The sequence below is a fragment of the Melaminivora alkalimesophila genome (assembly GCF_000282995.1).
Classification (GTDB): domain Bacteria; phylum Pseudomonadota; class Gammaproteobacteria; order Burkholderiales; family Burkholderiaceae_C; genus Melaminivora; species Melaminivora alkalimesophila.
The window spans coordinates 1-501 of record NZ_ALEE01000002.1 but is presented as its reverse complement, the minus strand read 5'-3'; the positions used below and the strand labels follow the sequence as shown (position 1 = coordinate 501).

Genomic DNA, 501 nt, shown 5'->3' with positions numbered 1-501 from the left:
GGCAGGCTCATGACGATGGCGTCCTCGCGCTGGCCGCCCGGGGCCGGGTAGTAGCCCTTGCGCTCGCCGACGCGGCGGTAGCCGTGCGCCTGGTAGACCGATTGGGCGCGCAGGTTGCTCGCGCGCACCTCCAGCCACAGCCAGCGTGCCCCCTGGCCGCGCGCCCACAGGTCAAGGGCGTCGAGCAGGACGGCGGCCCAGCCCTGGCGCTGGTGGCGCGGCGCGACCGTGAGGTTGAGCAGGTGCGCCTCCTCGACGCCGCGCATGGCGACGAAGTAGCCCAGCAGGTCATCGGGCCCGGCCAGCAGCAACCGGCATTCGTAGCCGGCGGTCATGGAGTCCACGAAGTTGGCACGGCTCCAGGGCTGTGCGTAGGCGCTTTGCTCGACGGCCATGAGCAGGTCCAGCCGCGCGGGCGTGAGCGGCTCGAAGTGCAGGGGCGGGGAGGCGGCGCGGCGCGGCATGGCGGCAGGAACAAGGGCGTGGTGCGTCACGCCGCCG

1 protein-coding gene is annotated in these 501 nt (G+C 73.7%); it reads right to left on the bottom strand.

Annotation, left to right across the window (positions count from 1 at the left end; genetic code table 11):
• The coding region (rimI, locus tag A612_RS00010; protein ID WP_040435200.1) for a ribosomal protein S18-alanine N-acetyltransferase at positions 1–464 on the bottom strand (464 nt) is incomplete at its 3' end.
• Positions 465–501 lie beyond the last annotated feature (37 nt).